Origin of the sequence: Streptomyces corchorusii (genome assembly GCF_001514055.1) — a bacterium.
GTDB classification, from domain to species: Bacteria; Actinomycetota; Actinomycetes; order Streptomycetales; family Streptomycetaceae; genus Streptomyces; species Streptomyces olivaceoviridis.
Map to the genome: position 1 here is coordinate 750,852 of NZ_KQ948351.1, position 25,511 is coordinate 776,362.

At 73.6% G+C, this 25,511-nt stretch carries 20 protein-coding genes; 6 read left to right on the top strand and 14 right to left on the bottom strand.

The annotated features are described in order from the left end of the window. Positions 1-159 precede the first annotated feature (159 nt). Positions 160-3,771 carry a S8 family serine peptidase gene (locus AQJ11_RS03495; protein WP_059261800.1) on the top strand — a complete coding sequence of 1,204 codons (3,612 nt, stop codon included), beginning with the start codon at positions 160-162 and terminating at the stop codon, positions 3,769-3,771. Here the strand turns inward: AQJ11_RS03495 and AQJ11_RS03500 are convergent. The 4 genes from AQJ11_RS03500 to AQJ11_RS03515 all read right to left on the bottom strand — a co-directional run bounded on the left by AQJ11_RS03500 (position 3,746) and on the right by AQJ11_RS03515 (position 8,418). Further along, complete coding sequence (locus tag AQJ11_RS03500; protein WP_208616425.1) at positions 3,746-5,146, bottom strand: carboxyl transferase domain-containing protein; 1,401 nt, start codon at positions 5,144-5,146, stop codon at positions 3,746-3,748. The genes AQJ11_RS03495 and AQJ11_RS03500 overlap by 26 nt on opposite strands. Continuing rightward, positions 5,139-6,623: an acyl-CoA synthetase gene (locus AQJ11_RS03505; RefSeq protein WP_059261802.1), complete on the bottom strand. Its 1,485-nt coding sequence runs from the start codon at positions 6,621-6,623 to the stop codon at positions 5,139-5,141. Before AQJ11_RS03505 ends, AQJ11_RS03500 begins: the two co-directional genes overlap by 8 nt. A gap of 78 nt (positions 6,624-6,701) precedes the next feature. After that, positions 6,702-7,307: an O-methyltransferase gene (locus AQJ11_RS03510; RefSeq protein WP_059261803.1), complete on the bottom strand. Its 606-nt coding sequence runs from the start codon at positions 7,305-7,307 to the stop codon at positions 6,702-6,704. Positions 7,308-7,317: 10 nt separating this feature from the next. Next, positions 7,318-8,418, bottom strand: a complete 1,101-nt coding sequence (locus AQJ11_RS03515; protein ID WP_208616436.1) for a MerR family transcriptional regulator — start codon at positions 8,416-8,418, stop codon at positions 7,318-7,320. A gap of 145 nt (positions 8,419-8,563) precedes the next feature. Here AQJ11_RS03515 and AQJ11_RS49110 point away from each other — a divergent pair, with 145 nt between their 5' ends. Then, positions 8,564-9,463 carry an ATP-grasp domain-containing protein gene (locus tag AQJ11_RS49110; RefSeq protein WP_059261805.1) on the top strand — a complete coding sequence of 300 codons (900 nt, stop codon included), beginning with the start codon at positions 8,564-8,566 and terminating at the stop codon, positions 9,461-9,463. Between the two features lie 17 nt (positions 9,464-9,480). Here the strand turns inward: AQJ11_RS49110 and AQJ11_RS03525 are convergent, their stop codons facing one another. After that, the gene (locus tag AQJ11_RS03525) at positions 9,481-10,080 is read right to left on the bottom strand and encodes a hypothetical protein (RefSeq protein WP_059261806.1); all 600 of its coding nucleotides are present in this window, start codon (positions 10,078-10,080) and stop codon (positions 9,481-9,483) included. A 96-nt stretch (positions 10,081-10,176) separates the two neighbouring features. On the opposite strand from AQJ11_RS03525, the gene AQJ11_RS03530 reads away from it, so the two are divergent. Together AQJ11_RS03530 and AQJ11_RS03535 are read left to right on the top strand one after the other, a co-directional pair. Next, entirely contained in the window at positions 10,177-10,950 is a 774-nt protein-coding gene (locus AQJ11_RS03530; RefSeq protein ID WP_014672514.1) for an IclR family transcriptional regulator, read from the top strand. Continuing rightward, positions 10,947-11,792: an SMP-30/gluconolactonase/LRE family protein gene (locus tag AQJ11_RS03535; protein ID WP_014672513.1), complete on the top strand. Its 846-nt coding sequence runs from the start codon at positions 10,947-10,949 to the stop codon at positions 11,790-11,792. The genes AQJ11_RS03530 and AQJ11_RS03535 overlap by 4 nt, the downstream gene beginning before the upstream one ends. A gap of 216 nt (positions 11,793-12,008) precedes the next feature. Here the strand turns inward: AQJ11_RS03535 and AQJ11_RS03540 are convergent, their stop codons facing one another. From AQJ11_RS03540 to AQJ11_RS03555, 4 genes are all read right to left on the bottom strand, one after another. Next, a complete protein-coding gene (locus tag AQJ11_RS03540) occupies positions 12,009-13,403 on the bottom strand; it encodes an FAD-dependent oxidoreductase (RefSeq protein ID WP_208616426.1) in 1,395 nt (464 codons plus the stop codon). Then, complete coding sequence (locus AQJ11_RS03545) at positions 13,396-14,625, bottom strand: MAB_1171c family putative transporter (RefSeq protein ID WP_059261808.1); 1,230 nt, start codon at positions 14,623-14,625, stop codon at positions 13,396-13,398. Before AQJ11_RS03545 ends, AQJ11_RS03540 begins: the two co-directional genes overlap by 8 nt. Then, positions 14,622-15,254 carry a toxin-antitoxin system, toxin component family protein gene (locus tag AQJ11_RS03550; RefSeq protein ID WP_175252138.1) on the bottom strand — a complete coding sequence of 211 codons (633 nt, stop codon included), beginning with the start codon at positions 15,252-15,254 and terminating at the stop codon, positions 14,622-14,624. The genes AQJ11_RS03545 and AQJ11_RS03550 overlap by 4 nt, the downstream gene beginning before the upstream one ends. Positions 15,255-15,432: 178 nt before the next feature. Then, positions 15,433-18,387, bottom strand: a complete 2,955-nt coding sequence (locus AQJ11_RS03555) for a beta-galactosidase (protein ID WP_059261809.1) — start codon at positions 18,385-18,387, stop codon at positions 15,433-15,435. Between the two features lie 75 nt (positions 18,388-18,462). Between AQJ11_RS03555 and AQJ11_RS03560 the strand changes: the two genes are divergently transcribed. Next, the gene (locus tag AQJ11_RS03560; protein ID WP_041665151.1) at positions 18,463-18,921 is read left to right on the top strand and encodes an RrF2 family transcriptional regulator; all 459 of its coding nucleotides are present in this window, start codon (positions 18,463-18,465) and stop codon (positions 18,919-18,921) included. A 70-nt stretch (positions 18,922-18,991) separates the two neighbouring features. Further along, positions 18,992-19,195, top strand: a complete 204-nt coding sequence (locus AQJ11_RS03565) for a hypothetical protein (RefSeq protein ID WP_059261810.1) — start codon at positions 18,992-18,994, stop codon at positions 19,193-19,195. Positions 19,196-19,331: 136 nt separating this feature from the next. Here the strand turns inward: AQJ11_RS03565 and AQJ11_RS03570 are convergent, their stop codons facing one another. The 5 genes from AQJ11_RS03570 to mmsA form a co-directional block, all read right to left on the bottom strand. Then, the gene (locus AQJ11_RS03570) at positions 19,332-19,802 is read right to left on the bottom strand and encodes a DUF7878 domain-containing protein (RefSeq protein WP_244218081.1); all 471 of its coding nucleotides are present in this window, start codon (positions 19,800-19,802) and stop codon (positions 19,332-19,334) included. 31 nt (positions 19,803-19,833) lie between these two features. After that, a complete protein-coding gene (locus tag AQJ11_RS03575; protein ID WP_059261811.1) occupies positions 19,834-21,438 on the bottom strand; it encodes a pyridoxal phosphate-dependent aminotransferase in 1,605 nt (534 codons plus the stop codon). Positions 21,439-21,540: 102 nt separating this feature from the next. Further along, positions 21,541-22,689: an aldose epimerase family protein gene (locus tag AQJ11_RS03580; protein ID WP_059261812.1), complete on the bottom strand. Its 1,149-nt coding sequence runs from the start codon at positions 22,687-22,689 to the stop codon at positions 21,541-21,543. Between the two features lie 25 nt (positions 22,690-22,714). Further along, entirely contained in the window at positions 22,715-23,959 is a 1,245-nt protein-coding gene (gene mmsB, locus AQJ11_RS03585; protein WP_041665149.1) for a multiple monosaccharide ABC transporter permease, read from the bottom strand. After that, complete coding sequence (mmsA, locus tag AQJ11_RS03590; RefSeq protein ID WP_058080400.1) at positions 23,956-25,506, bottom strand: multiple monosaccharide ABC transporter ATP-binding protein; 1,551 nt, start codon at positions 25,504-25,506, stop codon at positions 23,956-23,958. Before mmsA ends, mmsB begins: the two co-directional genes overlap by 4 nt. Between the last annotated feature and the right edge of the window lie 5 nt (positions 25,507-25,511).

A 25,511-nucleotide genomic window follows, 5' to 3' on the forward strand; every position in this document is an offset into this window, starting at 1 on the left:
ACGTGTTCCGGGGCCGGCGAGAACCCGCCAGGGCGTCTTTCCGTCAGCACCGGTCAACTCCCGGACGGCGAACGGCACATCACACTCGTCCCAGCACGCGACGCACTCCGCACGGCACGACCCGACGACACGACCCGCCCCACACGAGAAGAGGCGTGGATGAGCACAGGACCAGTCAGACGCGGGGCCGCCCTGCTCGCCGCGGGGCTGGTGAGCGCCCTGCTCCCGGCCGGCCCGGCGGTCGCGGCACCGCGTCCCCAGGGCCCCGGCGCGAGCGGCGCCACCACCGTCACCCTCGTCACCGGCGACAAGGTGACCGTCACCGACCTCGGGCACGGCAGACAGACGGTCACCGTACGACGGCCCGTCGGCGCCACCGGTGCCGTACGGACGCAGCGCGGCGACGGGCACCTCACCGTCGTACCGGACGAGGCGCTGCCGTATCTGCGGGCCGGCACCCTGGACCGGCGGCTGTTCGACGTCACCGGGCTGATCCGGCAGAAACTCACCGACGCCGAGGCCGACGCCCTGCCGCTGATCGTCACCTACGACAGGAGCGCGCGGACCGCGACCCCGGCCGGTGCCGAGCGGACCCGTGCGCTGCCCAGTCTGCGCGGGGCCGCCGTGCAGGCCGGCAAGGGGCGCGCCTTCTGGCGGTCGTTCACCCGGACGCCCGGCATCGACAAGGTGTGGCTCGACGGGCGCGTGCGGGCCGAACTCGCCGAGAGCAACGCCCAGATCGGCACAGCGGCGGGCTGGGACGCGGGGCTGACCGGCAAGGGCGTCACCGTCGCCGTCCTGGACACCGGCGCCGACCTCGGCCACCCCGACCTCGTGGACCGGGTGAGCGCCACCAAGAGCTTCGTCGACGGGCAGGAGGTCGCCGACCGCAACGGCCACGGCACCCACGTCACCTCCACCGTCGGCGGCAGCGGCGCCGCCTCCGACGGCAAGGAGAAGGGGGTGGCGCCGGGCGCGACCCTCGCCGTCGGCAAGGTGCTCGGCGACCAGGGCTCGGGCAGCGAGTCCCAGATCATCGCCGGAATGGAATGGGCGGCACGGGACGTGCACGCCCGGATCGTCTCCATGAGCCTGGGCTCCACCGAGGCGAGCGACGGCACCGACCCCATGGCACAGGCGGTGGACACCCTCTCCAAGGAGACCGGCGCGCTGTTCGTCGTCGCCGCCGGCAACACCGGGGCCCCCTCCTCCATCGGCTCACCGGGCGCCGCCGACGCCGCCCTCACCGTCGGCGCCGTCGACTCCGCCGACCAGGCCGCCTGGTTCAGCTCCGCCGGACCCCGGTACGGCGACAACGCCCTCAAACCCGACCTCGCCGCCCCCGGCGTGGACGTCCTCGCCGCCCGCTCCCAGCTCACCGGCGGCACCGGCCCCTACACCTCCATGAGCGGTACCTCCATGGCGACCCCGCAGGTCGCGGGGGTCGCGGCGCTGCTCGCGGAGCGGCATCCGGACTGGAGTGGCGCGCGGCTGAAGGACGCGCTGATGTCCAGCTCGAAACAGCTCGACGCCTCCGCCTACACACTGGGCGCGGGCCGGGTGAGCGTGCCGGACGCGGTGCGCGCGACGGTCACCGCCACCGGCAGCGCCGACCTCGGTTTCCACGCCTGGCCGTACGAGGCGGACGAGCCGGTCACCCGGACCGTCACTTACACCAACTCCACCGGCACCCCGGTCGACCTGCGGCTGTCGGTGCGGGGCGCCCCGGAGGGCGTCGCCCGCCTCGCCGACGACCGTCTCACCGTGCCCGCCCACGGCACGGCCTCCACCACCGTCACCGGCGACGCGGCCCAGGCACCGGTCGGCGACACCAGCGGGCAGATCGTGGCCACCGACCCGGCCGGCGCCACGGTCGCGCACACCGTGTTCGGGCTGGTCAAGGAGGAGGAGCGGTACACGCTCACCGTCCACGTCAAGGACCGGTCGGGCGCGCCCGCCGCCGCCGACCTCACCGTGCAGCGGCTCGCCGAGGGCGCGGACGCCGAGCCCGTCCACGTCGGCGGCTCGGGCACGCTCCGGCTGCGCCTGGCACCCGGCACCTACTCCCTCACCACCTTCCTCGACGTGCCCGGCAGCCACGGCGCCGACTCCCTCGGCCTCGGCTTCCTCGCCGCCCCCGAGATCACCCTCGACCGGGACCGCGACATCACCCTGGACGGCCGCACGCTGCGCGAGGTCCGCGCGGCCGTGGACCGGCGCACCGAGACCCACCAGCTCGTGATGGAGTACGACCGGAAGGCGAACGGAGCCGACCTGTTCGGCGCGGTCCAGGTGCCCCTCGCCTACGACAGCGTCTTCGCCGCTCCCACCCCCGAGGTCACGCGGGGCACCTTCGAGTACCGCACCGTATGGCGGCTGGCCAAGCCGCGGCTGGAGGTCGAGGGCGTCGGCGAGGCCACCGTCCAGCCGGGCGGCACCCTCCCCCCGGGCCGCACGCGACTGCCCCTGGTGGACGTCGGCGACGGGCCCGTCACCGGGGTGTCCGGCAAAGCCGTGCTCGCCCGCCTCGCCCCCGGCGCCGACCCGGCCGCGCTCGCGCGGGCCGCGCAGGACGCGGGCGCCGAGGCCCTGTTCGTCACGGACGACGCGCCCGGCCGGCTGATGGCCTGGTGGGGCACCGACGACAACGCCGACCGGCCGCTGCTGATCGCCACCGTGAACCGGGCGGACGCGGCACGCCTCAGGGCGCTGGGCCGGGCCGACATGACCGGCACCACCGACTCGCCGTACGTGTACGACCTCTCCGAGGGACACCGCGGAGCCATCCCGGACCGGGACCTCACGTACGCGCCCGGCGCCCGGGACCTGGCCGCCGTGCGCGTCACGTTCCACGCCGCACGGCCCCAGGGCGGCGGCGAGTTCCGGTACTCGATCACCGACACCTTCCCGATCGGCCTCGGCTTCCAGGAGCGCGTCTCCCTGCCCGCCCACCGCACCGACTACGTCTCCACCGGCCCCGGCCAGCTGTGGCACGAGTCCGTCACCGCCGGCGACGGCGCGCTGGAGGAGCGCGGCGGGCTCGTCCGCTACGACGGCGGGACCCGGCCGGCGCTGCACTGGTTCCGGCCGGTGTGGCACCCGTGGCTGGGCACCGGGCTCGGCTGGGGCCAGCAGCGGGCCGGGAACCAGATCCAGATGAACGTGCCCGGCTGGGGCGACTCCGGCCCCGACCACACCGGCTTCGGCGACGTGTGGAGCGAGGACAGCGGGATGCGCCAGACCACCTCCGTCCGGCTCGACGGCACCCTGGTCGACCAGAACACCGGCTCCGCCGCCTACGTCTGGGACGCGCCCGCCGACGAGCACACCTACCAGGTCGTCACCGACACCGCCCTCGACGCCGGCCGGTGGCCGCTCGCCACCCGGGGCCACACCGAGTGGACCTTCCGCTCGGCGGCCACCCCCGGGGACCACTGGACGTACCTGCCGCTGATCAACCTCGCCTACGACCTCGACACCGACCTCGCCGGTGCCGTGCGCGGCGGGCAGCGGGTACCGGTCGCCATCGGCGCCGCGTACGTGGCGCACGCCGCGGGCACCGGCAGGCTCGGCGGGGGCCGGCTGGAGGTGTCGTACGACGCCGGCACGACCTGGCGGACGGTTCCCCTGAGCACCGGCCGGGACACCTCCTGGCGCGGCACGCTGACCGTGCCGCGCGGCGCGTCCTCCGTGTCGCTGCGGACCTCGGCCCGGGACGACAAGGGGGGAGCGGTGACGCAGGAGATCATCCGGGCGGTGGCGGTCCGGTGACGCTCCGGGGCGCGGACGCCGCGACGACGCCCTGGACCACGCCCAGCTCCACCAGGTCCCGGGGGCGGATGCGGAGCTGGTCCGCTGTCGGCCGGACCTCCTCCGGCGGGCGTTTCAGGATGGCGGCCGCCAGCTCCGGCGCGATCACCGAGAAGTAACTGTCCGGCGTCGCCCAGGTGTTGCCGGGCGCGGCCAGCGCGAGGGCGCCGCCGGAGCCGCCCTCGCCGATGACGAGGGTGGTGATCGGCACGCGGGCGGCGGCCACCGCGCCGAACACCTCGGCGACGGCCGCGCCGACGCCCTGCCGCTCGGCCTCCGCGTCGTTCGCGGCACCCGGGGTGTCCACCAGCGTCAGCACGGGGACGCCGAGCCGGTCCGCCAGCCGGATCAGCCGGGCGGCGGTGCGGTACCCGGCGGGGCGGGTCGCCGTGCCGGTCTGCGCCGCGTAGGCCACGGTACGGCCGTCCCGCTCGCCGAACCCGCACAGCATCCCGCCGGGATCGGCGCCGCCGCACCGGTCGCCGCTGATCGGCAGCCGGTCGTCGAAGTAGGCGTCCAGGTAGGCGTGCGCCCGAGGCCGCCCGACCGCCCGCGCCCGCTCGACGGCCTCCCACCCGCTCCCGCTCGCCCCGCCCCGGCCCAGCGCACCCGGCACGGGGGCGGCGGCCGGCGTGACACCCGGCGTGATCCCCGCCCCGTGCCCGGCCAGCAGCCGCAGCCACCGCCCCAGCACCCCCTTCAGTTCGGCCGGCGTCACGATCGCGTCCGCCGAGCCCACCGCGAGCTGGGACTCCGCCGTGTACGCGGCCGGGTCGGCGTCCGGCGGGCGGACCCGGGAGCCGGCGAAGCCGACCTGGGCGCCGGGGAGGGCCAGGACGATGTCCGCGCCCGCGCCGAGGGTGGCCCAGCCGCCGCCGGTCGTCGGGTCCCGCAGGACCGCGATCTGCGGCAGCCCCGCCTCGCGGGTGAGCGCGGACTGCCGGGCCACCCGCTGGAGCTGGGTGAGCGCGAGCATGCCCTCCTGCATCCGGCTGCCCCCGGTCGCGATCAACGGCACGACGGGCAGCCGGTGTTCGCGGGCATGGGTGTACGCCGCCTCCAGCAGGTCCCCGGTGCGCTCGCCCAGCGAGCCGCCCAGGAAGCCGAACTCGAAGGCGATCAGGACGGCCCGGGTGCCCTCGACGCGCGCGGTGCCGCAGACGACCGACTCCTGCTCGCCGGTACGTGCGGCGGCACGGGCGCGGGAGGCGTCGTAGCCCTGCCAGCCGAGGGGCCCGTCCGGCGGCGACCTCCTGGGGGGCGCGGCGAACTCGCGGAAACTGTCCGCGTCCGCGACCAGCGCCACCGTCTCCCGTGCCGCAAGCCGCTCAGGCATCGGCCAGGGCCCGCTTCATGATCTTCCCCATGTCGTTGCGCGGGAGCGCCTGGAGGTAGCGGACGACCCGGGGGCGCTTGTGCGGGGCCAGCCGCCGGGCCACGTGGTCCGCCAACTCCTCGGCTCCCGGCGGACTCGCCGCGTCCGCCGGGACGATCCAGGCCACGACCCGCTCGCCCAGATCGGCGTCCGGCTCCCCGGTGACCGCCGCCTCCCGCACCCCCGGGTGCTCCAGCAGCGCGTTCTCGATCTCACCGGCCCCGATCTTGTACCCCCCGCTCTTGATCAGGTCGGTGGCCTTGCGGCCGACGATGCGGACGTAGCCGTCGCTCTCGCGCACGGCCATGTCCCCGGTGCGGAACCAGCCGTCGGCGGTGAACGCGGCGGCGGTGGCGTCGGGCCGGTTCAGGTACTCGGTGAACAGGTTCGGCCCGCGCACCTGGATCTCCCCGACGCTCTCCCCGTCGTACGCGGTGATCTCCGTGCCGTCCTCCTCCACCAGTCGCAGCTCCACGCCCGGCAGCGGCACCCCGACCGTCCCGGCCCGGGCCTGGCCGTCGGCCCGCACGCTCGTGTTCATGAGGGTCTCGGTCATGCCGTACCGCTCGATCACCCGGCGTCCGGTCGCCGCCGCGATCCGCTCGTGGTCGTGGACCGGCAGCGCGGCCGAGCCCGAGACCAGCAGCCGGGCCCCGGCGAGCGCCTCGGCCAGCTCCGGGTCGCCGGGCAGCGCCTCCGCGATCCGGTGATACATCGTCGGCACCCCGAACACCATGGTCGCGCCCGCCTTCAGCTCCCGGGCCACGCCCTGGGGGGAGAACCGCCCCAGGTGCCGCACCGAGCCGCCGCGCCGCAGCGGCCCCAGGACGCCCAGCACCAGGCCGTGCACATGGAACAGCGGCAGCCCGTGCACCAGCACGTCGTCGCCGGTCCACTCCCAGGCGTCGGCGAGCGCGTCCAGGGTGGTGGCCAGGGCCCGGCGGGGCAGGACCGCGCCCTTGGGCGGGCCGGTGGTGCCGGAGGTGTAGACGACCAGCGCCGGGTCGCCGTCCGAGGCCCGCTCCGGCGGGACGGCACCGGTGGCGGACACGTCGACGTCGATCCGCGCCAAGCCGCCGAACACGGACGGCAGTTCCGTGCCGGGCGCGGCGAGCACGAGCGACGGCGCGCTGTCGGACAGGATGTGCGCCAGCTCCTTCTCGCCCGACTTCGGGTTGAGCGGCACCGCCGCCACCCCGGCGAGCAGCGCGCCGGTCACCGCGACGGCGGTCTCCAGCTCCGCGGTGGCCCACACGGCGACCCGGCCGGTGCCCTCGATCCGCGCGGCGAGGGCACCGGCGGCGCCCGCCAGCCCGCCGTACGTCAGGGTCCGCGGCCCGAACCGTAGGGCGACCCTCCCCCGGACCTCGTCCGGGGGGACCCCCGTCTCGCTGCGCTCACCTGGACCGTCCGTCAGAGCGGGAAAGAGGGAGGACACGCGGCGCACTCCTTACTGTCGGACGGTGCCGACTGCACGGTCGGGCGGTGCCGACTGCCGGGGACGACAGCACCCTTCCTACACCAGGACCCGCGTCCCGACGACCGCGCTCAGATCGGCCGCGAGCCGCAACTCGACCGTCCGCAGCGCCGGATGCTCCAGCCAGTGCAGCCGGGCCCGGTCGACCCGGCCCTCGTGCAGCGGCGGCCATCCGGCCGCGGGCGTGAAGTCGTCCACGACGACCGTGCCGCCGGGCGTCAGCAGCCGCTCCACGTCGGCGAGCGCGTCCCCGGGAGCCTTTCCCTGCCCGCCCCCGTCGAGGACGAGCAGGTCGAAGGGGCCGTGCTCCTCGATCCGCCGCCAGTCGCCGGTCAGCACGGCGACCTCGCGGCGGCCGGCGAATACCTCGGCGGCGCGCCGCGCCCGCTCCGGCTCCCGCTCCACGCTGACCAGCCCCACCCCGGGCGCGGCCCCCGACGCGAGCCAGGCCAGGCCCACGCCGAGCCCGGTGCCGGTCTCCCCGATCCGGAGCCGGGCGCCGCCCGCCAACACGCGCAGCAGGCGGCCCTGTTCGGGCCGGCAGGAGAAGGGGAAGCCGTGCGCGCGGGCGGCGGCCAGGGCGTGCCGCACGAGCGGCGGCAGCCCGTCCGCACCGGTGTACGCGTCGGTGCCGTCCTGTGTCATGCGGCCCGTTCTAGCCGACGACGGCGGAGGTGCGGGCGGATCCCACCACATCGGCCACCGCACAGCTGACGTTGTCCGGACCGCCCGCCGCGTTGGCCGCGCCGATCAGGGACCGCACGACGGCCTCCGGGTCGGACCCGGCGGCCAGCAGCTCCTTGATCAGCGCGTCGGGAACGACCCGGGTCAGCCCGTCCGAGCAGACCAGGTACCGGTCCCCGTCCCGGGCCTCCCGCACCCGCAGGTCCGGCACCGGCGGCGCACCGGAGGTGCCCAGCGCCTTCAGCAGCAAGGCCCGCTGCGGATGGCTCTCGGCCTCCTCCGGCGACAGCCGCCCCTCGTCGATCAGCGACTGGACCACGCTGTGGTCGTGGGTGATGCGGAACAGCCCGCCGTCCCGCAGCAGATACGCCCGCGAGTCCCCGATGTGCACCAGGGCCAGCCTCGACCCCGTCCACAGCAGCGCGGTGAGCGTCGTCCCGCTCTCCTCGCCGCCCCCGCCCGCGGCCCTCGCGAGGTCCCGCACGGCCTCGTTCGCCCCGCGCACCGCCTCCTCCAGCAGGTTCAGCACACTGCCCGTGGCCGGTTCCTCCCGCTCGTCCAGGAACCTCAGCGCCGCCACGGCGGCCTGGCTCGCGGGCGCCCCCGCCGGGCCACAGCCGTCGGCGACGGCGAGCAGCCTGCGGCCCGCGTACACCGTGTCCTGGTTGGCCGGGCGGACGTGCCCGCGGTCCGAACGCGCCGCGTGACGCAGTTCCAGCATGGTGGTGTGTCTCCCTCTCGACTCGCCGGTCAGCTCCTCGACGAGGAACGCGGCCAGGTCCCGCCGTACGGCCGTCTCCGCCTCCACCCGCGCCCAGTACGCCCGGATCTCCCGGGCCGCGTCCGCCGCGTCCAGGGCGCACACCGCCCGGATCTCCGCCAGGGGCATGCCCAGGCGGCGCAGCCAGGCCACGAGCCGGGCCCGTTCCAACTGGGCGAGGGCGTAGTAGCGGTAACCGGTGTCCGGGTCGACCCGGGCGGGCGGCAGCAGGTCCAGCTCGTCGTACAGGCGCAGGGCCTTCGGTGAGAGCCGGCTCGCCTTCGCGAACGCCCCGATGGTCAGCAGTTCCATGCGCACCTCGCGCGTCTCGTCGTCCGCCACCGATGCTGGGGCCTGACCGAAGGGGAAGGTCAACGGGGCTGTCCCGGTTCCCCCGGCGCTTGTTAGCCTCACAGCCGCACCGACCGTCGAGCCCGCGTACGACAGGGAGTCCGCCGTGCCCCGCATAGCCCTCGCCACCTACGACCCCGGAGCCGGACCGAGCAGGGACGCGGACCTGCCGGCGCTGGTGCGGGCGCTCACGGACGCCGGTGCCGGGGCGGAGGCCCGCTACTGGGACGACCCGGCGGTGGACTGGGGCGGCTACGACCTCGTCGTCATCCGCTCGACCTGGGACTACAGCTGGCGGGCCACGGAGTTCGCCGCCTGGGTGGACCGGGTCGGCGCGCTGACCCGGCTCGCCAACCCGGCCCCGGTGGTGCGCTGGAACGCCGACAAGCGGTACCTCGGGGAGCTGGCGGCGGCCGGTGTGCCCACCGTCCCCACCCGCTACCTGGCCCCCGGCGAGCCGGCCGACCTGCCGGCCGGGCACGAGTTCGTGATCAAGCCGACCTCGGGCGCGGGCGCCCGGTTCGCCGCCCGGTACACGCCCGCCGAGCACGACACGGCGGTACGGCACCTGGCGCGCATGCACGCGGAGGGCTTCACCGCGATGGTGCAGCCGTACATGCCGGGCATCGACGTGCGCGGTGAGCGGGCGTTGCAGTTCTTCGGCGGGCGGCTGCTGCACGCCAGCCGCAAGGGAGCCGTGCTCTCACCCGGCACCCCGTACGACGCCGACAAGGTGGCCCACCCCGATCTGGAGCGCTGGCAGCCCACGGACGCCGAACTGGCCGTCGCAGAGAAGGCGTTGGCGGCCGTGCCCGGTGTGCCCGGACTGCTGTACGCGCGCGTGGACCTGGTGGACGGCGAGGACGGCGAGCCCCGCCTGATGGAACTGGAGCTGGTCGAGCCGAACTTGTTCCTGTGGCTGCACCCGGACTCGCTGCCGCGCGTGACGGAGGCGATCCTCGCGGCGGCCGAGGACGCGGCCCCGGCCGACCCGGCGGTCACCTGACCCCGCGCATTCGGCGCTCAGGTGAGGACGGCCGTCCGCTGGAGCAGCCCCCAGGTGAACTCGGCGACCACCTGCCGCCGTACGCCGTCGTGGTCGGGCGCGGTGAGGGCCAGCCCCCACCGGGTGGGGGCGGTGCCCTCCAGCGGACGGGCGGGGGCGAAGGCGCGGGCGGCCTCGTCCACCGTGCAGGACCACGGGGTCAGATCCTCCAGCGTGCGCAGCTGTGGCGCCGGCGCGCCCGGCGCCCGCACCAGCCACTCGTTCCAGACCCCGCCGTCGGGCCCGACGAGCACCTCGAAGCGCAGGGCGGGCCAGAGCGGCAGGGCCCACCGCCGGGCCTCGCAGTCGACGTCGCCCAGCCGGCGCGGCACCACGGACTCCGGTTCGCCGAGGACGGAGCGGTACCGGGCGGCGGCGCCCCGGGACCGGGGTGAGCGGACCATGGCCTGCCACCGCTTGTTGGCCTCCCGCATGTCCGCGATCGAGGCGCCCAGCCGCCGCCGGGCGTCCGCCACGAGGTCCGGGTTGTGGTCGGCCATGCGGCGCAGCAGGACCAGCTGGAAGTCGAGATCCATGGTGTCCATGGTGCCTGTGACCACGGGGTCGTTCCCGGCCATTGCCCGCGCCACCCACCATGACTAGCCTGTGTTCGTCATGCCGATCGTCTGTTGAAATCTCGAACGCAGACGCTAGACCAAGGGAGGGGGCCGGACGTGGGACGCCTCGTGCCTGCCGTGACCCGGGCTCTCGACATTCTTGAGCTGTTCCTCGACGGGGACGGGACGCTCTCCGCCCCCGACATCGTGCGCAAGCTCCAGCTGCCCCGCACCACCGTGCACGAGCTGGTCACCACGCTCGCCGCCCGGTCGTACATCGTGCAGGTGCCCGGCCAGCCCGGACGGTACCGGCTCGGCGTACGCCCGTACCAGCTCGGCAGCCGCTACGCCGAGCAGCTCGACCTCGCCGCCGAGGGCCAGCAGGTGGCCCGCTCCGTCGCCGAGACCTGCGACGAGACGGTGCACGTCGCCATCCTGGAGGGCACCGACGTCATCTACATCGCCAAGGTCGACTCCACGCACGCGGTCCGCATGGTCTCGGCCGCCGGCCGCCGCCTGCCCGCCCACTGCACCTCCGTCGGCAAGATGCTGCTGGCCTCGCTGCCCGAGCCGGAGCTGACCGCGCGGATCCCCGACGGGACCGAACTGGCCGCGATGACCCCGAACAGCATCACCGACCCGGCCGCCCTGCGCGAGGTCCTCGCGGACATCCGGCAGCGCGGGATCGCCGTGGAGAACCGCGAGTCCAACCCGGACGTCTCCTGCGTGGCCGCGCCGGTCCGCGACCGCGCCGGACAGGTCGTGGCCGCGCTGTCCATCTCGGTCCCGATGATCCGCTGGAGCGAAGAGCGCCGGGCCGAGCTGGAGCAACTGGCCGCGAAGGGCGCGGCGGAACTGTCGGAGCGGCTGGGCCACCGGAGCGCGGTATGACGGCGTACGAGGTCGCGGTGCGGGCGGAGGCCGCGCTCGGCGAGGGGCCCACCTGGGACCCGGCGACGGGCCGGCTGCTCTGGCTGGACATCCTGGGCGCGCGGCTGCACACCTACGACCCCTCCTCCGGCCGGCGCACGATCCGTACGACACCGCAGCACGTCGGCGCGGCCAAGCCCCGGGCGGGCGGCGGCCTGGTGCTCAACCTGCGGGACGGCGTGGGCCTGCTGGACCCCGACGACACGTTCCGCTGGCTGCACCACGAGCCGGTCGCGGGGCGCCGCGCGAACGACGCGGCGGTGGCGCCCGACGGGTCGCTGTGGGCGGGCACGATGCGGTACGACGAGGCGCCCGGCGGGGGCACGCTGTCCCGGCTGACGGGGGACGGCGCCGTGCGCACGGTCCTGCCGGACGTCACGGTCAGCAACGGCACGGGCTGGAGCCCCGACGGCCGCCTGATGTACTACGTCGACAGCCCCACCCGGCGCGTCGACGTCTTCGACCACGACGAGGACGGCATCCGTGATCGCCGCACGCTGGTGGAGATCGAGGAGGGCGCGGGCTTCCCGGACGGGCTGACCGTCGACGCGGAGGGCTGTGTGTGGGTGGCGCTGTGGGACGGGGGAGCGGTCCGCCGCTACACGCCTGCCGGCGAGCTGGACCGGGTGATCACCTTGCCGACCCCCCGCACCACGGCCTGCGCGTTCGGCGGCCCCGCCCTGACCGACCTCTACATCACCACGGCCCGCACCGGCCTGCCGCCGTCCGACCCCCTGTCGGGCTCCCTGCTCGTGGTGCCCGGCGCCGGACAGGGCCTGCCCCAGCCGGCGTTCGAGGGCTGACCTCACCGAAGCGCAGTTCCCCAGGGGCGCGGGGAACTGCGCGACGGGCCACGACGGCGCCGCGGCCGGCGGACGGCAGAGACCACCCCGACGGCGCCCCGGAGGGGGCGCGGGGAACTGCGCGACCGGCCACGACGGCGCCGCGGCCGGCGGACGGCAGAGACCGCCCCCCACCCTCACCGCCCCCACCCTCACCGCTCCCACCCCCACGGCCCCCTACAACCCCGCAGACCGACGCTCCTCCAAGGTCAACGGCGGAGCCGCGAGCGTCGGCTTCAGTGGTCCCGCCACCGCCGCCACCACCACACTCGGCGCCAGCAACGCCTCCGCGCCCCGCTCCAGCGCCGTCACGTCGGTCACCAGCCGGGCCACGCGCCCGTTCCCCATGGCGGTCCGCAGCAGGCGGCCGACGTACGCGGCCAGCACCCGGTCCCGCAGCGTCGGCCCCTCCTCGGTCGCGCCGGGGTAGAACACGTCCGCCCCGACGGCGAGGTCCCATGCCGCCCGGACCGTCCGCCCGACCGCCTGCTGCGCCTCCCGGGCCAGTCCCCGGCTCCGCAGCCCCCGACGCCGTACCACGTCCCGCACGGCCAGCGCCGATCGCGCGGCCACCGCCATGCCGTGCCCGTACACCGGGTTCAGCGCGCACACCGCGTCGCCGACGACCACGAGGTTCTCCGGCCACACCGGCATCCGCTCGAAGAAGTGCCGCCGGTTCGCCGTCGTCCGCGTGACCGCGACCTCGCCGAGCGGCTCCGCGCCCCCGCCCAACAGCTCCCCGATCAGCGGATGCCGCAGCCCGTCACGGGCGTAGCGCTCGAACTCCCCGGCGGAGGACGGTGGTTCGTCACCGCGCCGCCCGAACAGCGTGACGATCCACTTGCCGTCCTCCACCGGCATCAGCACGCCCCCGCGCCCGGTCCCGGAACCCCGCGGATCGGGCTCGATGTTGACGACCGGGAAGCCGGCCCGCGCCGCCTCCGGCGCCCGGTACGGCCGGCTGGCGTACACCAGCCCGGAGTCGACCTCCCGCCGCTCGACGGCGGGCAGCCCCAGCCCGGTCAGCCAGCCCGCCGCCCGAGAGCCGCGCCCGGTCGCGTCCACGACGAGGTCGGCCGTCAGCGTCCGCTCGGCGCTGTCGTGGGCGCGGATGCGCACCCCCGTCACCGCGCCGCCCGTGCCGGTGAGCCCCGTCGCCTCGGCCCGCTCCACCAGCGCGATCCGCCCGTCGGCCAGCACCAGCCCCCGTACCACCCAGTCCAGCAGGTCCCGGCTCGCCGGCAGCATGAACGCGGACTCGGCCCAGCGCCGGTACCAGCCGTACGGGGACAGCGCCACCATGTCCGTGGTCATCGGCACCCGGCTCACCCCGGCCGCGCGCAACCGCCCGATCGCCCCGGGCAGCAGTTCCTCCAGCGCCCGCGCCCCGCCCGACCACAGCTGGTGCACGTGCCGGGCCTGCGGCAGTCCCTTGCGGGGCGCGGGCCCGTCAGGCAGCGCGTCCCGCTCGACCACCGTCACCCGGGCGCCGCCCGCCGCCAGGGCACGGGCCGTGAGCAGGCCGGCGAGGGAGCCGCCGAGGACGACGGCGCTGGGTCTGTGCTCAGTCATGAACGGCAACGCTCTCTGCCGGGACGGCCGCACGCGCGCGCACCGCCGCGATGTCGTCGGGACGGCGCAGGGCTCGGGAGACGGCCCCGATCTCCTGGAGCAGGTTCGTGGTGTCCGGCCCGGCGGCCGGCTCGGGCGACTCCGGCGTACGGGCCTTGGTCTCGACGGCGTCGAGGATGCTCACCGCCGCCGCCAGCGCGCGGGCCCGCTCCGGTGGGTGGCCGAGGCCGAGCGCGGCGCCGTACGCGCGCCGGCCGAGCCCGGTGTCGATGTGCCGGGCCAGCGGCAGCAGCACGTCCCGGATGAACGTCTCGCGCCGGGTGAGCCGCAGTTCGGGCGTGGCGCGCAGCACGAACGGCACCCCTTCGCCGCTCGCGGTGCGCATCAGCTGGTACAGGGGCCGCAGTTCGCGGTGGGCGAGCCGGACCCGCCAGCGGTCGTGCAGGTACTGGCCGGCGTGCGGCAGGATGAAGCCGACGGCGATGAGGATGGCGGAGAGCGCGGCCACGGGCGGGGCCAGATTGGTGCTCAGCCAGTCCAGGTCCTGGCCGGCCCAGCGGGCGACGACGGCGATCAGCTTCACCGCGTCGAAGATCAGGTTCAGCACGTAGCCGGCGCCCAGCAGCTTCAGGCCCCAGCGCAGCCAGGCGTCCAGGCCCTCGGTGCGCACCCAGTTCCAGATGAGCCGGGAGGTGATCAGGCAGGCCACGGCGTGCGCGACGAGGTAGAGCAGGATCTCCTCGCGCATGAACGGGGTGGTGGCGTAGTGGGTGTCCAGGTCCCGCAGCCGCTCCTCGGGGGCGTCGGCGAGCAGGAACAGCACCCACAGGGCGACGATCACCCCCGAGTACACCGAGATCACCCAGCGCATGGCGCGGCGGGTGGCGGCCGAGCGGTCGGACAGGCCGTTGCGCCAGGTGATGATGAGCAGCAGACAGGAGCCGCAGAACGCGGTGATCAGCGAATAGCACCAGGGCGCCGAGATGTTGGGCACGCCGGTCAGCCGGTTGACCCAGGCGATGGTGGACGGGGTGCAGAACACGAACACCGCGCAGGCGAGCAGCAGCAGTCCGCCGACCGCGCGCAGCAGCGGGTCCCGCCACAGCCGGATGATGGTGGGCAGCTTGATCACCAGGGCGGCGGTGAGCACGGCCGTGGGGATCCAGAAGGAGATGTAGAACTCGCTGAGGAATCCCGAGGGGTTCAGCGCCAGCCGGATCACCGGGCCGTTCCTCCACGCCCCCGGTATCCGAGGGAACGCTGCACCGGGCCCGGCGGGGTGGTGCGGGTCCCGTCGAGGTGGCCCCGGAACAGGGTGGCCAGGCGGTGCCCGAAGTCGTCGGCCTCGGCCTCGTCGGTCTCCCGGGAGCCGTCACGGGCGGCCACGGTGAGGGCCGCCTCCCGCCAGCCGGGCGTGGCGGTCAGGGCCCGGGCGGCGGCGGCCCCGGCCAGGTGGTGGTGCCGGTGCCCGGCGTGCAGGTGCCACAGTTCGTGCCCGAGGATGACCAGTTGCTGCACGGCCTCGGCCCGCTCCTCCACGATGACCAGGTCGAAGTCGGCGAACTCGACCCACAGGCCGGTGACCTCGATCTCGTCCGGGAAGCGTTCGAAGCGCAGCTCCACCGGCCGTCCGCCCCGCAGCGCGCTCATCTCCTCGCACAGCGCGCGGCACAACGCCCTCGTGCCGTGGGGTGGTTCGGGCCGGGCGCGGATGGCGGCGGCGAGGTCGCCGGCCAGGGCGCGCATCGCCGAGCCGGGACCGGAGCGCCGTGTGCGGGCCGGGCCGGAGCGGGAGCGTCGCAGTCGTGAGGCCAGGCGTGCCACCTGCTTCCGCGCGCCCCCGAAACTCATCTGTCTCCCTTCCCACCGACGATTGCGGCTGGTCCGAGCGTACGCGCCTGGATGTGTCCGCGTCATGCGATCCGGCGACCGTTGTTCAACGAGGAACAACCTATGAGCTCGTGTGCGACCCGGTGACGCGAAAAGCGCTTCGTCACCGCCGTACTGGAGCCGCTGTCCTGGAACGTGATCAGACCGGCGTGACCGGCACGCCCCCCGCCGCCTTGCCGAGCAGCGTCAGCCGCACCGATCCGGGGCCCGACAGCGTGGTGAACTCCGAGAGGACCGCCAGCGCGAGGGTGTTGGTGCCCCGGGAGCGCAGGATGCCGTTCGGCAGGACGAAGGTGTGCTGCGGGCCGACGTTGTTGATGTACTGGCCCAGGTTCCAGCCGTTGAGGAAGATCTGCGCGCGGTAGGCGCGGTACGGGTCGTCGTCCAGGGTCAGGCCGACCGACGCGTCGACGCCGGCGGGCACCGACAGCCGGAACGCCGTCCGGTACCAGGTCACGCCCTGGTACCGCGCCGCGCGCGGGAAGGTCGCCTTCTCCCAGTCCCCGTCCCGGAAGCCGGGCAGGTGCCAGCCCTCCCGCTCGCCGTACAGACCGCCGTTGTTCATCGGCCCGCGCACGGGGTCGGCGGCGCCCGCGCCCTGGATGCGCCAGCGCACCTTCGGCGAGGCGCCCTTGAAGGTGACCGCCGTCAGGCCCCGCGCCGCCTTGTGGGTGTCGAGCGCCTTGCCGTCCTGGTCGTGCTGCATGCGCCGGACCAGGACCGACAGCACGTGCCGGCCGGGGGAGCGCAGCCGCTCACGCACCGGGAAGACCGCCGTCTCGGCCCAGCTGCCCTTGCGGATGGTCACGTTCTTGTCCGGCACCGGCATCCGGTGCGTGCCCAGCGGCTCGCCGTCCAGCCAGGCCATCAGCAGGCCCTGCGTGCCGGTGCTGTAGGCGAGCGAGACCTCCTCGACCCCGGTGGTGCCGGTCACCTCGCCGCGGTACCAGACGTCCCCGTAGTGGAAGCCGTAGTCGTCCGCGAAGAGGACCGGCTGCCCGTCGGGGACGGCCGTGGTGCTGTACGACGACGTCTTGTCGGCGGCCTTCCACGACGAGTCGTCGAAGCTCGGGCCCGCCTCCGGGTTCTCCCTGCGCATCCGCCAGCCGCCCAGCTCGGGCAGCCGCACCTCGGGCACGTCCGGCAGCATCCCGGTGGTCAGCAGGCTGCCGGAGAGCGTGGCCCGGGTGGGCAGCTTCCGCCCGTTCCACACCAGGGTGTCGATCCCGCGCGGGCCCCACACCTCCATGCCCGTCCGCTCGGTGATGTCACCGGTCAGATGGACCTCCGAGCCGCGCAGCTCCGCGTGCCGCAGCAGCGCCGGGCCGTAGACGAGGAGGGTCCCGGACGGGGTGTCGTACGGGAAGAGGCGTACGGCGGTGGCGTCGTCGGCGAAGAGCAGCAGCAGCGGGGTGTCCGTCTCGCCCTTGCGCACCAGCACCCGGGTCAGCCCGTCCTGGCCGAGGGGGGCGTTCACATGGAGTTCGTTCCGGTCGTACGCCCAGCCGGCCTCCGGGTCCAGCCGCTGCACGGAGGGCTCTTCGGGGCACTTCAGCACCAGCTCGGCCATCTCGTCGGTCCGCCCGGCGAACACGGCGATGTCCTGCCGGCCCGCCGTCAGGACGGTCATGGGCGCGACGGTGGCGTACTTCAGGGTCCGCCTGCCCAGCGGCAGCCCGGTGGTGAGCAGTTTGGCGTCCTTGCCGGGCACGGTGATCGGCAGTCTGCCGGCGTCGGTGGGCAGTTCGGTGGTGACCGGATCGGCGCCGTCGTTGCGGGCGACGTACACATGGGTGCCGGTGTCCGGGTTGGTCAGGTGGTAGACCTTCAGCCCGTCGGCCGTCACGTCCGCCGCCCGGTCCAGCTTGGCGAAGTCGGGCACGCGCTGGAGCAGATGGCCGAGCTGGTGCATCGGCGCGATCTTGTCCGTGACGTTCCGGCCCTCGTCGATGGCGGCGCCGTAGTCGTACGACGTGTAGACGACCGGCGCGGGCAGCCAGCCCCACGACGTCCCCCCGAACGTCATGTACACGTTGTGCAGGGTGAGTCCATTGGCGAGGTTGGTCAGATAGAAGCGCCGCTCGTACGCGGCGTCCCGGGTGCGCCGCGACTCGGCGTACCCCTTGCCGTCGAACCACGCCCCGCCCCACGGATCGAACCAGCCGCCCCCGAACTCGGGCACGAACCCGGGCGTGGAGGGGGAGGCGGTGGCCCCGCCCTTCGCCCCGCCGGGCCCGTAGTGCCCCCAGTCCGGCGGGTTCTGGGACGGCGACGGATACCCGTCGAATCCGTACAGCCAGCCGCCCCTCTCCCCACCGGTGTCGAACGACCCGGGCACCCAGTACCCGTTCCGCCCCTTGTCGTTGTGGAACAACGGGACGTCGATCCCGTCGCCCCGGACCTTCCGGTACAGGTGAGCCATGTAGTTCCGCCCGGTGGCCTCGTCCACATGGGCGTCGTACTCGTTCTCGATCTGGTACAGCAGGACCGTGCCGGTGCCCTGCGTGAACAGATGCCGGCGGGCGATCCGGTTCACCTCGGTCAGCCACTCGTCCACGTGCGCCAGGTAGACCGGGTCGTCGGTCCGGGCCGTGCCCCTGGTCGCCGTCAGCCACCCGGGGAAACCCCCGCCGTCCACCTCGGCGTTGATGTAAGGGCCGGGCCGCAGAAGGACGTACAGCCCGGTCTCGGCAGCCGTCCGCAGGAACAGATCCAGGTCCCGGATGCCGCTGAAGTCGTACTGTCCGGGCGCGGGGGAGTGATAGTTCCACGCCACGTAGATGCTCACGGCGTTGTACCCGTGCGCCCGCATCTTCTGGAGCACGTCCCGCCACAGGGACGGGCTGGGCAGCCGGAACGGGTGCATCTCGCCGGACCACACCACCAGCCGCCGTCCGTCCACGAGCAGCGAGTACCGGTCGTATCCGATGGTGTGCCGCTCGCCGTCGACGCGCGGCGGCAGCGGTGCCGGACCGGTCGGCGCACTGCTGCCCGCGTACGCGGAGGGCGCCCCGGGGCCGCCGCTGCCGCCCAGGGCGAGACCGAGCGCGGCGGAGCCGGCCAGGGCACTGAAGGTACGTCTGCTGAGCGCCAAGGTGGATCCTCCCGGGCGGTCTTACGGGGGCGCGGTCCGGCCATTCTCCCCACGGACACGCCCCACAATGGACCCATGAGGATCTCGGCACGGGCGGATTACGCGGTACGGGCGGTACTGGAGCTGGCCGTACGGCAGGGTAACGGCCCGGTGAAAGCAGAGGAAATCGCCGCCGTGCAGGAGATCCCGCACAAGTTCCTGGAAGGGATCCTCGGCGACCTGCGACGGGCCGGGGTCGTCGACAGCCGGCGCGGCGGGGGCGGCGGCTACCGCCTGGCCCGGGAGGCGGCCTCGATCACCGTGGCCGACGTCATCCGGGCGGTCGACGGCCCGATCGTGTCCGTACGCGGCGAACGCCCCACCGGCCTCTCCTACAGCGGCACCGCCCAGCCGCTGCTGCCCCTGTGGATCGCCCTGCGCGCCAACGTCCGCCGCATCCTGGAGGGCGTCACCCTCGCCGACCTCGCGGCCGACGCCCTCCCCGAGCCGGTCCGCGCCCTGGCGGCGGAACCGGCGGCCTGGGAGAACCCGTAAGGCGTAACGCCGGTCCCCCGGCCGGCGCACCGGTGGGTTTCCCCCGCGGGCGTGCGTCGTTGGGACGGGCATGATCAAGAAACTCGCCTGTGTCACCGCCCTGACGGCCGCCCTCCTGGCATCCGCCGGGACCGCCGAAGCCGGCACGCGCCCCGCGCCGCCCACCGGTGCCCCCGGTGCCGCCCTCCTCGACGGCATCCTCGGCTCCCTGGAGATCGGCCACCCGGTCACGTCCCTCAGGACGGTCCTCCCCACGGGCGTCCGGGGCGGGTGAACGGGCGCCGGCCGAGCCGGTTGCCGCCGGGCCGCCCGCTGGAGGACGCGCTCCGCGTCGCCTTCGGCGACGGCCCTCCGGTCCACCCTTGACCCGCCTCACTCCAGACCGGGGAGAAGCGAGCGGGGCCCGACGGTCACTTCCCCGGCGAGGGCGGCGTGCTGAGTGCGGGGATCAGCAAGGGGGCGGCACCGAGGTCCGTGACCCCCTCGCGGACCGCTTCCGTGAACCGCGTCAGCTCCGCCACCAGGACCTCCCAGGGGACCGGCGCGGTCCAGTCGTCCGGCTCGAAGACCGAGCCCACCCGCCAGCCGCCGCCGGTCTCCTCGATCCGTACCGTGCCCAGCTCCTCGAAGGACATCGACTCGAAACGGAAGCCCTCCCGCGCCTGCCCTTCCCCGTCCCGCTCCAGCCAGGTGACCAGGGCCCGTGCCAGCTCGGCGACCGGGAAGTCCTCCACCGCGCACACCGTACGCCCGCCGTCCCGGATGACGAGGTCCGCCTCCAGGTCCACCAGCAGGACGTGCACGGGTGCCGTCGCGGGAGTCATCCCCCGTCTCGGCAGGTCGGAGGTGTTCAGGTTCTCGTACGTGACAGTCACCGGCATCGGGCGAACGTATCAATCGCCGGGAGCGGCGTCAGACGGCCGCCTGGCCCGCCCCCGCCGCGTTCGGCCAGCTCTGCGCGTTGGGCCAGCCCGTCGCGGGGGCCGGGGTCAGGCCGGCGGCGGGCGCCGGGGCCGTCGTCCCGCGGACCTGGGCGGCGGTGAGCCCGCCCCGGGCCGGAACACCGGGCGGGGTGGGGGCGACGGCCGCGGCGGGCGCGAGCGGCACGGGGACGGGGGCCGGCGGTGCCGGTGCCGGTGCCGGCAGCACGGTCGGCGCCGGAGCCGCCGGAGCCGCCGGAGCCGGTGTCGGGAGCGGTGGGGCTGCCGCCGGCATCGGCATCCCGCCGCCGGCCGGTGCCACGGCGGCGGGGAGCGGCATGCCGGTGCCGGCGGCCGGAGCGGGGCCGGCCGGTGTGAGCCGCATGCCGGCCCCGTTGGTCTCGCTGACCAGCCGGTCGACCGCCGCCGTACCCGAGCTGTAGCCGGTCCCGGTGCCCGGCTCGGGTACGGCGGCTTTCCTCCTGGACCCGTAGAGCACCTGCTCCAGGCCGGACACCAGGCGACGCACGTCGACCTGGGGGCGCACCACGAGCCGCAGGAAGCGGCTGGAGGATCCGATCTTGTTGCCGCACTCGCGCACCAGGATCCGGTGCTCGGTGAGCATCCGGTCCCGCACCACCGTGCCCTCGGCGCCGACGGGCAGGCGCACGAAGAGGAAGTTGCCCTGGGAGGGGTAGACGGTGAGGCCGGGGAGCGCGGAGAGGTGGCTGGCCATCTCCAGGCGGTCGCGGCGGACCTGCGCCAGGCTCCGCGCGTACTCGGCGCCGTGCTCCTTCAGCATGAACACCACGTGCTCGGCGAAGGAGTTGAGGTTCCACTTCGGCAGCATGGAGCGGACCTTGCCCGCGAGCGCCGGGTTGGCGACGAGGTAGCCGAAGCGGATGCCGTGCAGGCCGAAGTTCTTGCCGAGGCTGCGCAGCACGATCACGTTGGGGCGGAGCACGGCCTCCTGGACGACGCTGGGCTCGGCCTCCGCGTCGGCGAACTCCAGGAAGGACTCGTCCACGATCACCAGATCGAGGTCCGCCATGGTGTCCATGAACTGCACGATCTGCTGCCGGCGCAGGAAACCGCCGTCGGGGTTGTTGGGGTTGCAGATCACGGCCACCCGGGTGCCGCGGGCACGGATGAACTCGGCGTACCGGCCGAGGTCCAGGGCGAAGTCGTTCGCCTCCTGGAGCGGGAACATGTCGACCCGTTTGCCGGTCTCCATCGGCTGGTCGGTCCAGCGGCCGAAGGTGGGCACGGGGACGGCCAGGGACTCGCGGACCAGCAGGTGGTCGATCCAGGTGATCAGCTCCGTGGAGCCGTTGCCCATCGCCACGCACTGCGGCGGGAGCCGGAGCAGGTCGCACAGCTCCGCCGTGATGGTGTCGGCGCTGCTGGGGTAGTACGTGACGATCTCGCGCAGCCGGCCCGCCATCTCCTCGAACATGGCGGGCGTCGGGAAGTACGGATTGCACGGGATGCAGAAGTCCACCGGGCCGGTCCCGTCGCCGCCCTCCCGCGTCAGCGCGGCCATGGAGGGGCTGTGCGCGGCGGTGCCGCGGAACAACGAGGTGACGTTGCCGGCCAAGGGAACCTCCGTCGAAGGGTGGCGCGTGCGGGGGAGCACGGGCCACCCTTCGATACGGAGGAGACGGCAGTGCCGTTCAACTCACCGGCGGTGTGAGCCGGTTCACGCCCCGAAGGTGTGGAGGGTCGACGTCCGGTACGTCTGCCCCGGCCGCAGCACCGTCGACGGGAAGTCCGCGTGGTTCGGCGAGTCCGGGAAGTGCTGCGTCTCCAGGCACAGGGCGTCGCCCTGCCGGTAGGTGCGGCCACCGGTGCCGGTGAGCGTCCCGTCGAGGAAGTTGCCGGAGTAGAACTGGAGGCCCGGCTGGTCGGTGGCGATCTTCAGGGTGCGGCCGGAGCGCGGGTCGCGCAGGGTGGCGACGTGCTCGGGCCGCGCCGTGATCCCCTTGTCCAGCACCCAGTTGTGGTCGTACCCCTTGGCCAGCACCTGCTGCTCGTGGCCTGCCCTGAGGTCCCGGCCGACGGGCTTGGCGTGCCGGAAGTCGAACGGGGTGCCCGCGACCCCGGCGAGCTCGCCGGTGGGGATCAGGCCGGAGTCGGTCGGGGTGTACCGGGAGGCGGCGATCGTGAGTTCGTGGTCCTCGATCGTGCCGCTGCCCTCACCGGCCAGGTTCCAGTAGACGTGGCTGGTGAGGTTGACGACGGTGGCCTTGTCGGTGGTGGCCGCGTAGTCGATGCGCCAGTCGCCGTGCCGGGTGAGGGTGTACGTCACCGTCGTCCGCAGCGTGCCCGGGTAGCCCATCTCGCCGTCGACGCTCGTGTAGTGCAGGTGCAGCCCGACGTCCGAGCCCTTGGTGAACGGCTCCACGTCCCACACGTGCTTGTCGAAGCCCTGGGCCCCGCCGTGCAGGCTGTTGGCGCCGTCGTTCACGGAGAGCTGGTAGGACTTGCCGTCCAGCGTGAACTGTCCCTTGCCGATGCGGTTGCCGTACCGGCCGATCAGGGCGCCGAAGTACGGGCTCTTCGCCACGTAGTCGGCGATGTCGTCGAAGCCGGCGACGACGTTGGCGTACCGGCCGTGCCGGTCGGGCAGCTCCAGGGTCTGGACGATGCCGCCGTAGGACAGGACCTTCAGCCGGGTGCCGCCGTTCTCCAGCGACCAGCGGTACACCTTCGTGCCGTCGGCGAGGGTGCCGAAGAGTTCCCTCACCGGCTTCCTTCCCGAGGCGGCTTCGGCGGCGCCGCCGAGGGCGGTGGCGGCGAGGCCCGCCGCTGCTGTTCCCGCGATGACCGTGCGTCTGTTCAGTTCCATGGGTGCGGCTCCGTTTTCTGGGCGCTTACGAACCGGACTTGCGCTTGTTCCACACGTCGAACCCGACCGCCACCAGCAGGGCGAGGCCCTTGATGACCTGCTGCCAGTCGGTGCCGACGCTGAGGAGGTTCATGCCGTTGTTCAGCACGCCGAGGACGAGACCGCCGATGATGGCGCCGAGGACGGTGCCGACACCGCCGCTCATGGACGCGCCACCGATGAACGAGGAGGCGATGGCCTCCAGTTCGAAGTTGACGCCCGCCTTCGGCGAGGCCGCGTTCAGCCGGGCGGCGACCACCAGACCCGCCAGGGCCGCGAGCACGCCCATGTTCAGGAAGACGTAGAAGGTGACCTTCTTGTCCTTCACGCCGGACAGCTTGGCCGCCGGCAGGTTGCCGCCGATCGCGTAGATGTGCCGGCCGAAGACCGCGTTGCGCATGACGTAGCCGTAGCCGACGACCAGCGCGCCGAGGATGATCAGCACGATCGGGGCGCCCTTGTAGCTGGCGAGCAGCAGGGTGAGGACGAGGATCGCGGCGACCAGGGCGGTCAGCTTGAGCAGGAACAGCCGGGTCGGCAGCACGTCCAGGGAGAACTCCTGCTGGCGGCGGCGGTCCCGGAACTCCTGCCACACCACGGCCGCGATGAGGACGAGCCCGAGCAGCAGGGTGAGGTTGTGGTAGTTGGTGTTCGGGCCGACCTCGGGCAGGAAGCCGTTGCCGAGCTTCTGCAGACCGTCCGGGAACGGGCCGAGGGTCTGGCCCTTGAGCAGGATCTCGGTGAGGCCGCGGAAGAGGAGCATCCCGGCGAGGGTGACGATGAAGGACGGTATGCCGAGATAGGCGATCAGATAGCCCTGGATCGAGCCGGCGACCGCGCCGATCACCAGGCACAGCACCAGCGCGACGGGCCAGGAGATCCCGTGCTGCACGGTCAGTACGGCCGCGAAGGCGCCGACGAACGCGGTGAGCGAGCCGACCGACAGGTCGATGTGCCCGGCGATGATCACCAGCATCATGCCGATCGCGAGGATCAGGATGTAGCTGTTCTGGAGCACCAGGTTGGAGACGTTGCGCGGCAGCAGCAGGTCCCCGTCGGTCCAGATCGCGAAGAGGACCACGATCAGGCCGAGCGCGATCAGCATGCCGTACTGGCGCATGTTGCGGCGCAGACCGGCCAGCATCAGGCCGAGCAGTCCCCCGTCGGCAGCCGCTCCGCTCCTGCCCGGCGGCGCGGGGGCCGGGCTCTTGGCGGTCACATCCGTGCTCATCGCGTTACCTCTTTGTCCTTCGTCATATGGCGCATCAGCACTTCCTGCGTGGCCTCGGCCCGCGGCACCTCACCGGTCAGCCGCCCGGCGGCCATCGTGTAGATGCGGTCGCACATGCCGAGCAGTTCGGGCAGCTCGGAGGAGATGAAGACGACCGCCTTGCCCTGGGCGGCGAGCTGGTCGATGACCGTGTAGATCTCGTACTTGGCGCCCACGTCGATGCCGCGGGTCGGTTCGTCGAGGATCAGCACGTCGGGACCCGCGAAGATCCACTTGCTGAGGACGACCTTCTGCTGGTTGCCGCCGGAGAGCTTGCCCACCGGCTCGAAGACCGTGGGCGCCTTGATGTTCATGGACTTGCGGAAGCCCTCGGCGACCTGCCGTTCCTCGTGCTCGTCCACCACGCCCCGCTTGGCGACCTTGTGCAGCGCGGTCAGCGAGACGTTCCGGTTGATGGTGTCGATGAGGTTCAGGCCGTAGTGCTTGCGGTCCTCGGTGACGTACGCGATGCCGTGCCCGATCGCCTCCGCCACGCTCTTGGTACGGATCTCCGTGCCGTCCTTCAGGACCGTGCCGGCCGCGTACCGGCCGTAGGCCCGCCCGAAGACGCTCATCGCGAGTTCCGTGCGGCCCGCGCCCATCAGGCCCGCGATGCCGACGATCTCGCCGCGGCGCACGTTCAGGGACACGTCGTCCACGACCTTGCGCTGCTGGTCGATCGGGTGGAACACGGTCCAGCCGCGGATCTCCAGCGCCGGTGCCGCGCCCTCCTCCGGCTGGTGCGGGGTGCGCTCGGGGAAGCGGTGGTCGAGGTCGCGGCCGACCATGCCGGCGATGATCCGCTCCTCGGTCGTCTCCGGTGCCTTCACATCGAGGGTCTCGATGGACCGCCCGTCCCGGATGATCGTCACCGAGTCGGCGACCTTGCGGATCTCGTTGAGCTTGTGGGAGATGATGATCGAGGTGATGCCCTGGTTCTTCAGCTCCAGGATCAGATCGAGGAGCTTGTCGCTGTCCTCGTCGTTCAGGGCCGCCGTCGGCTCGTCCAGGATCAGCAGCTTCACCTGCTTGGACAGCGCCTTGGCGATCTCGACGAGCTGCTGCTTGCCCACGCCGATGTCGGCGACCCGGGTCTCCGGGTGCTCGTCCAGACCGACCCGGCGCAGCAGCGCGGTGGCGTGGCGCAGGGTCTCGCGCCAGTTGATGAGTCCGCGCGTGGCGTGCTCGTTGCCGAGGAAGAGGTTCTCCGCGATGGACAGGTGCGGCACCAGCGCCAGTTCCTGGTGGATGATGACGATGCCGTGCTGCTCGCTCGCCCGGATGTCCTTGAACTGGCAGGTCTCTCCCGCGAAGAGGATGTCCCCCTCGTAACTGCCGTACGGGTGGACGCCGGAGAGCACCTTCATCAAGGTGGACTTGCCGGCGCCGTTCTCCCCGCAGATGGCGTGGACCTCGCCCTGCCGGACGGTCAGGGTGACGTCCGACAGCGCCTTGACACCGGGAAAGGTCTTGACGATCGAGCGCATTTCCAGGACGGGTCCCGCCATGGTCG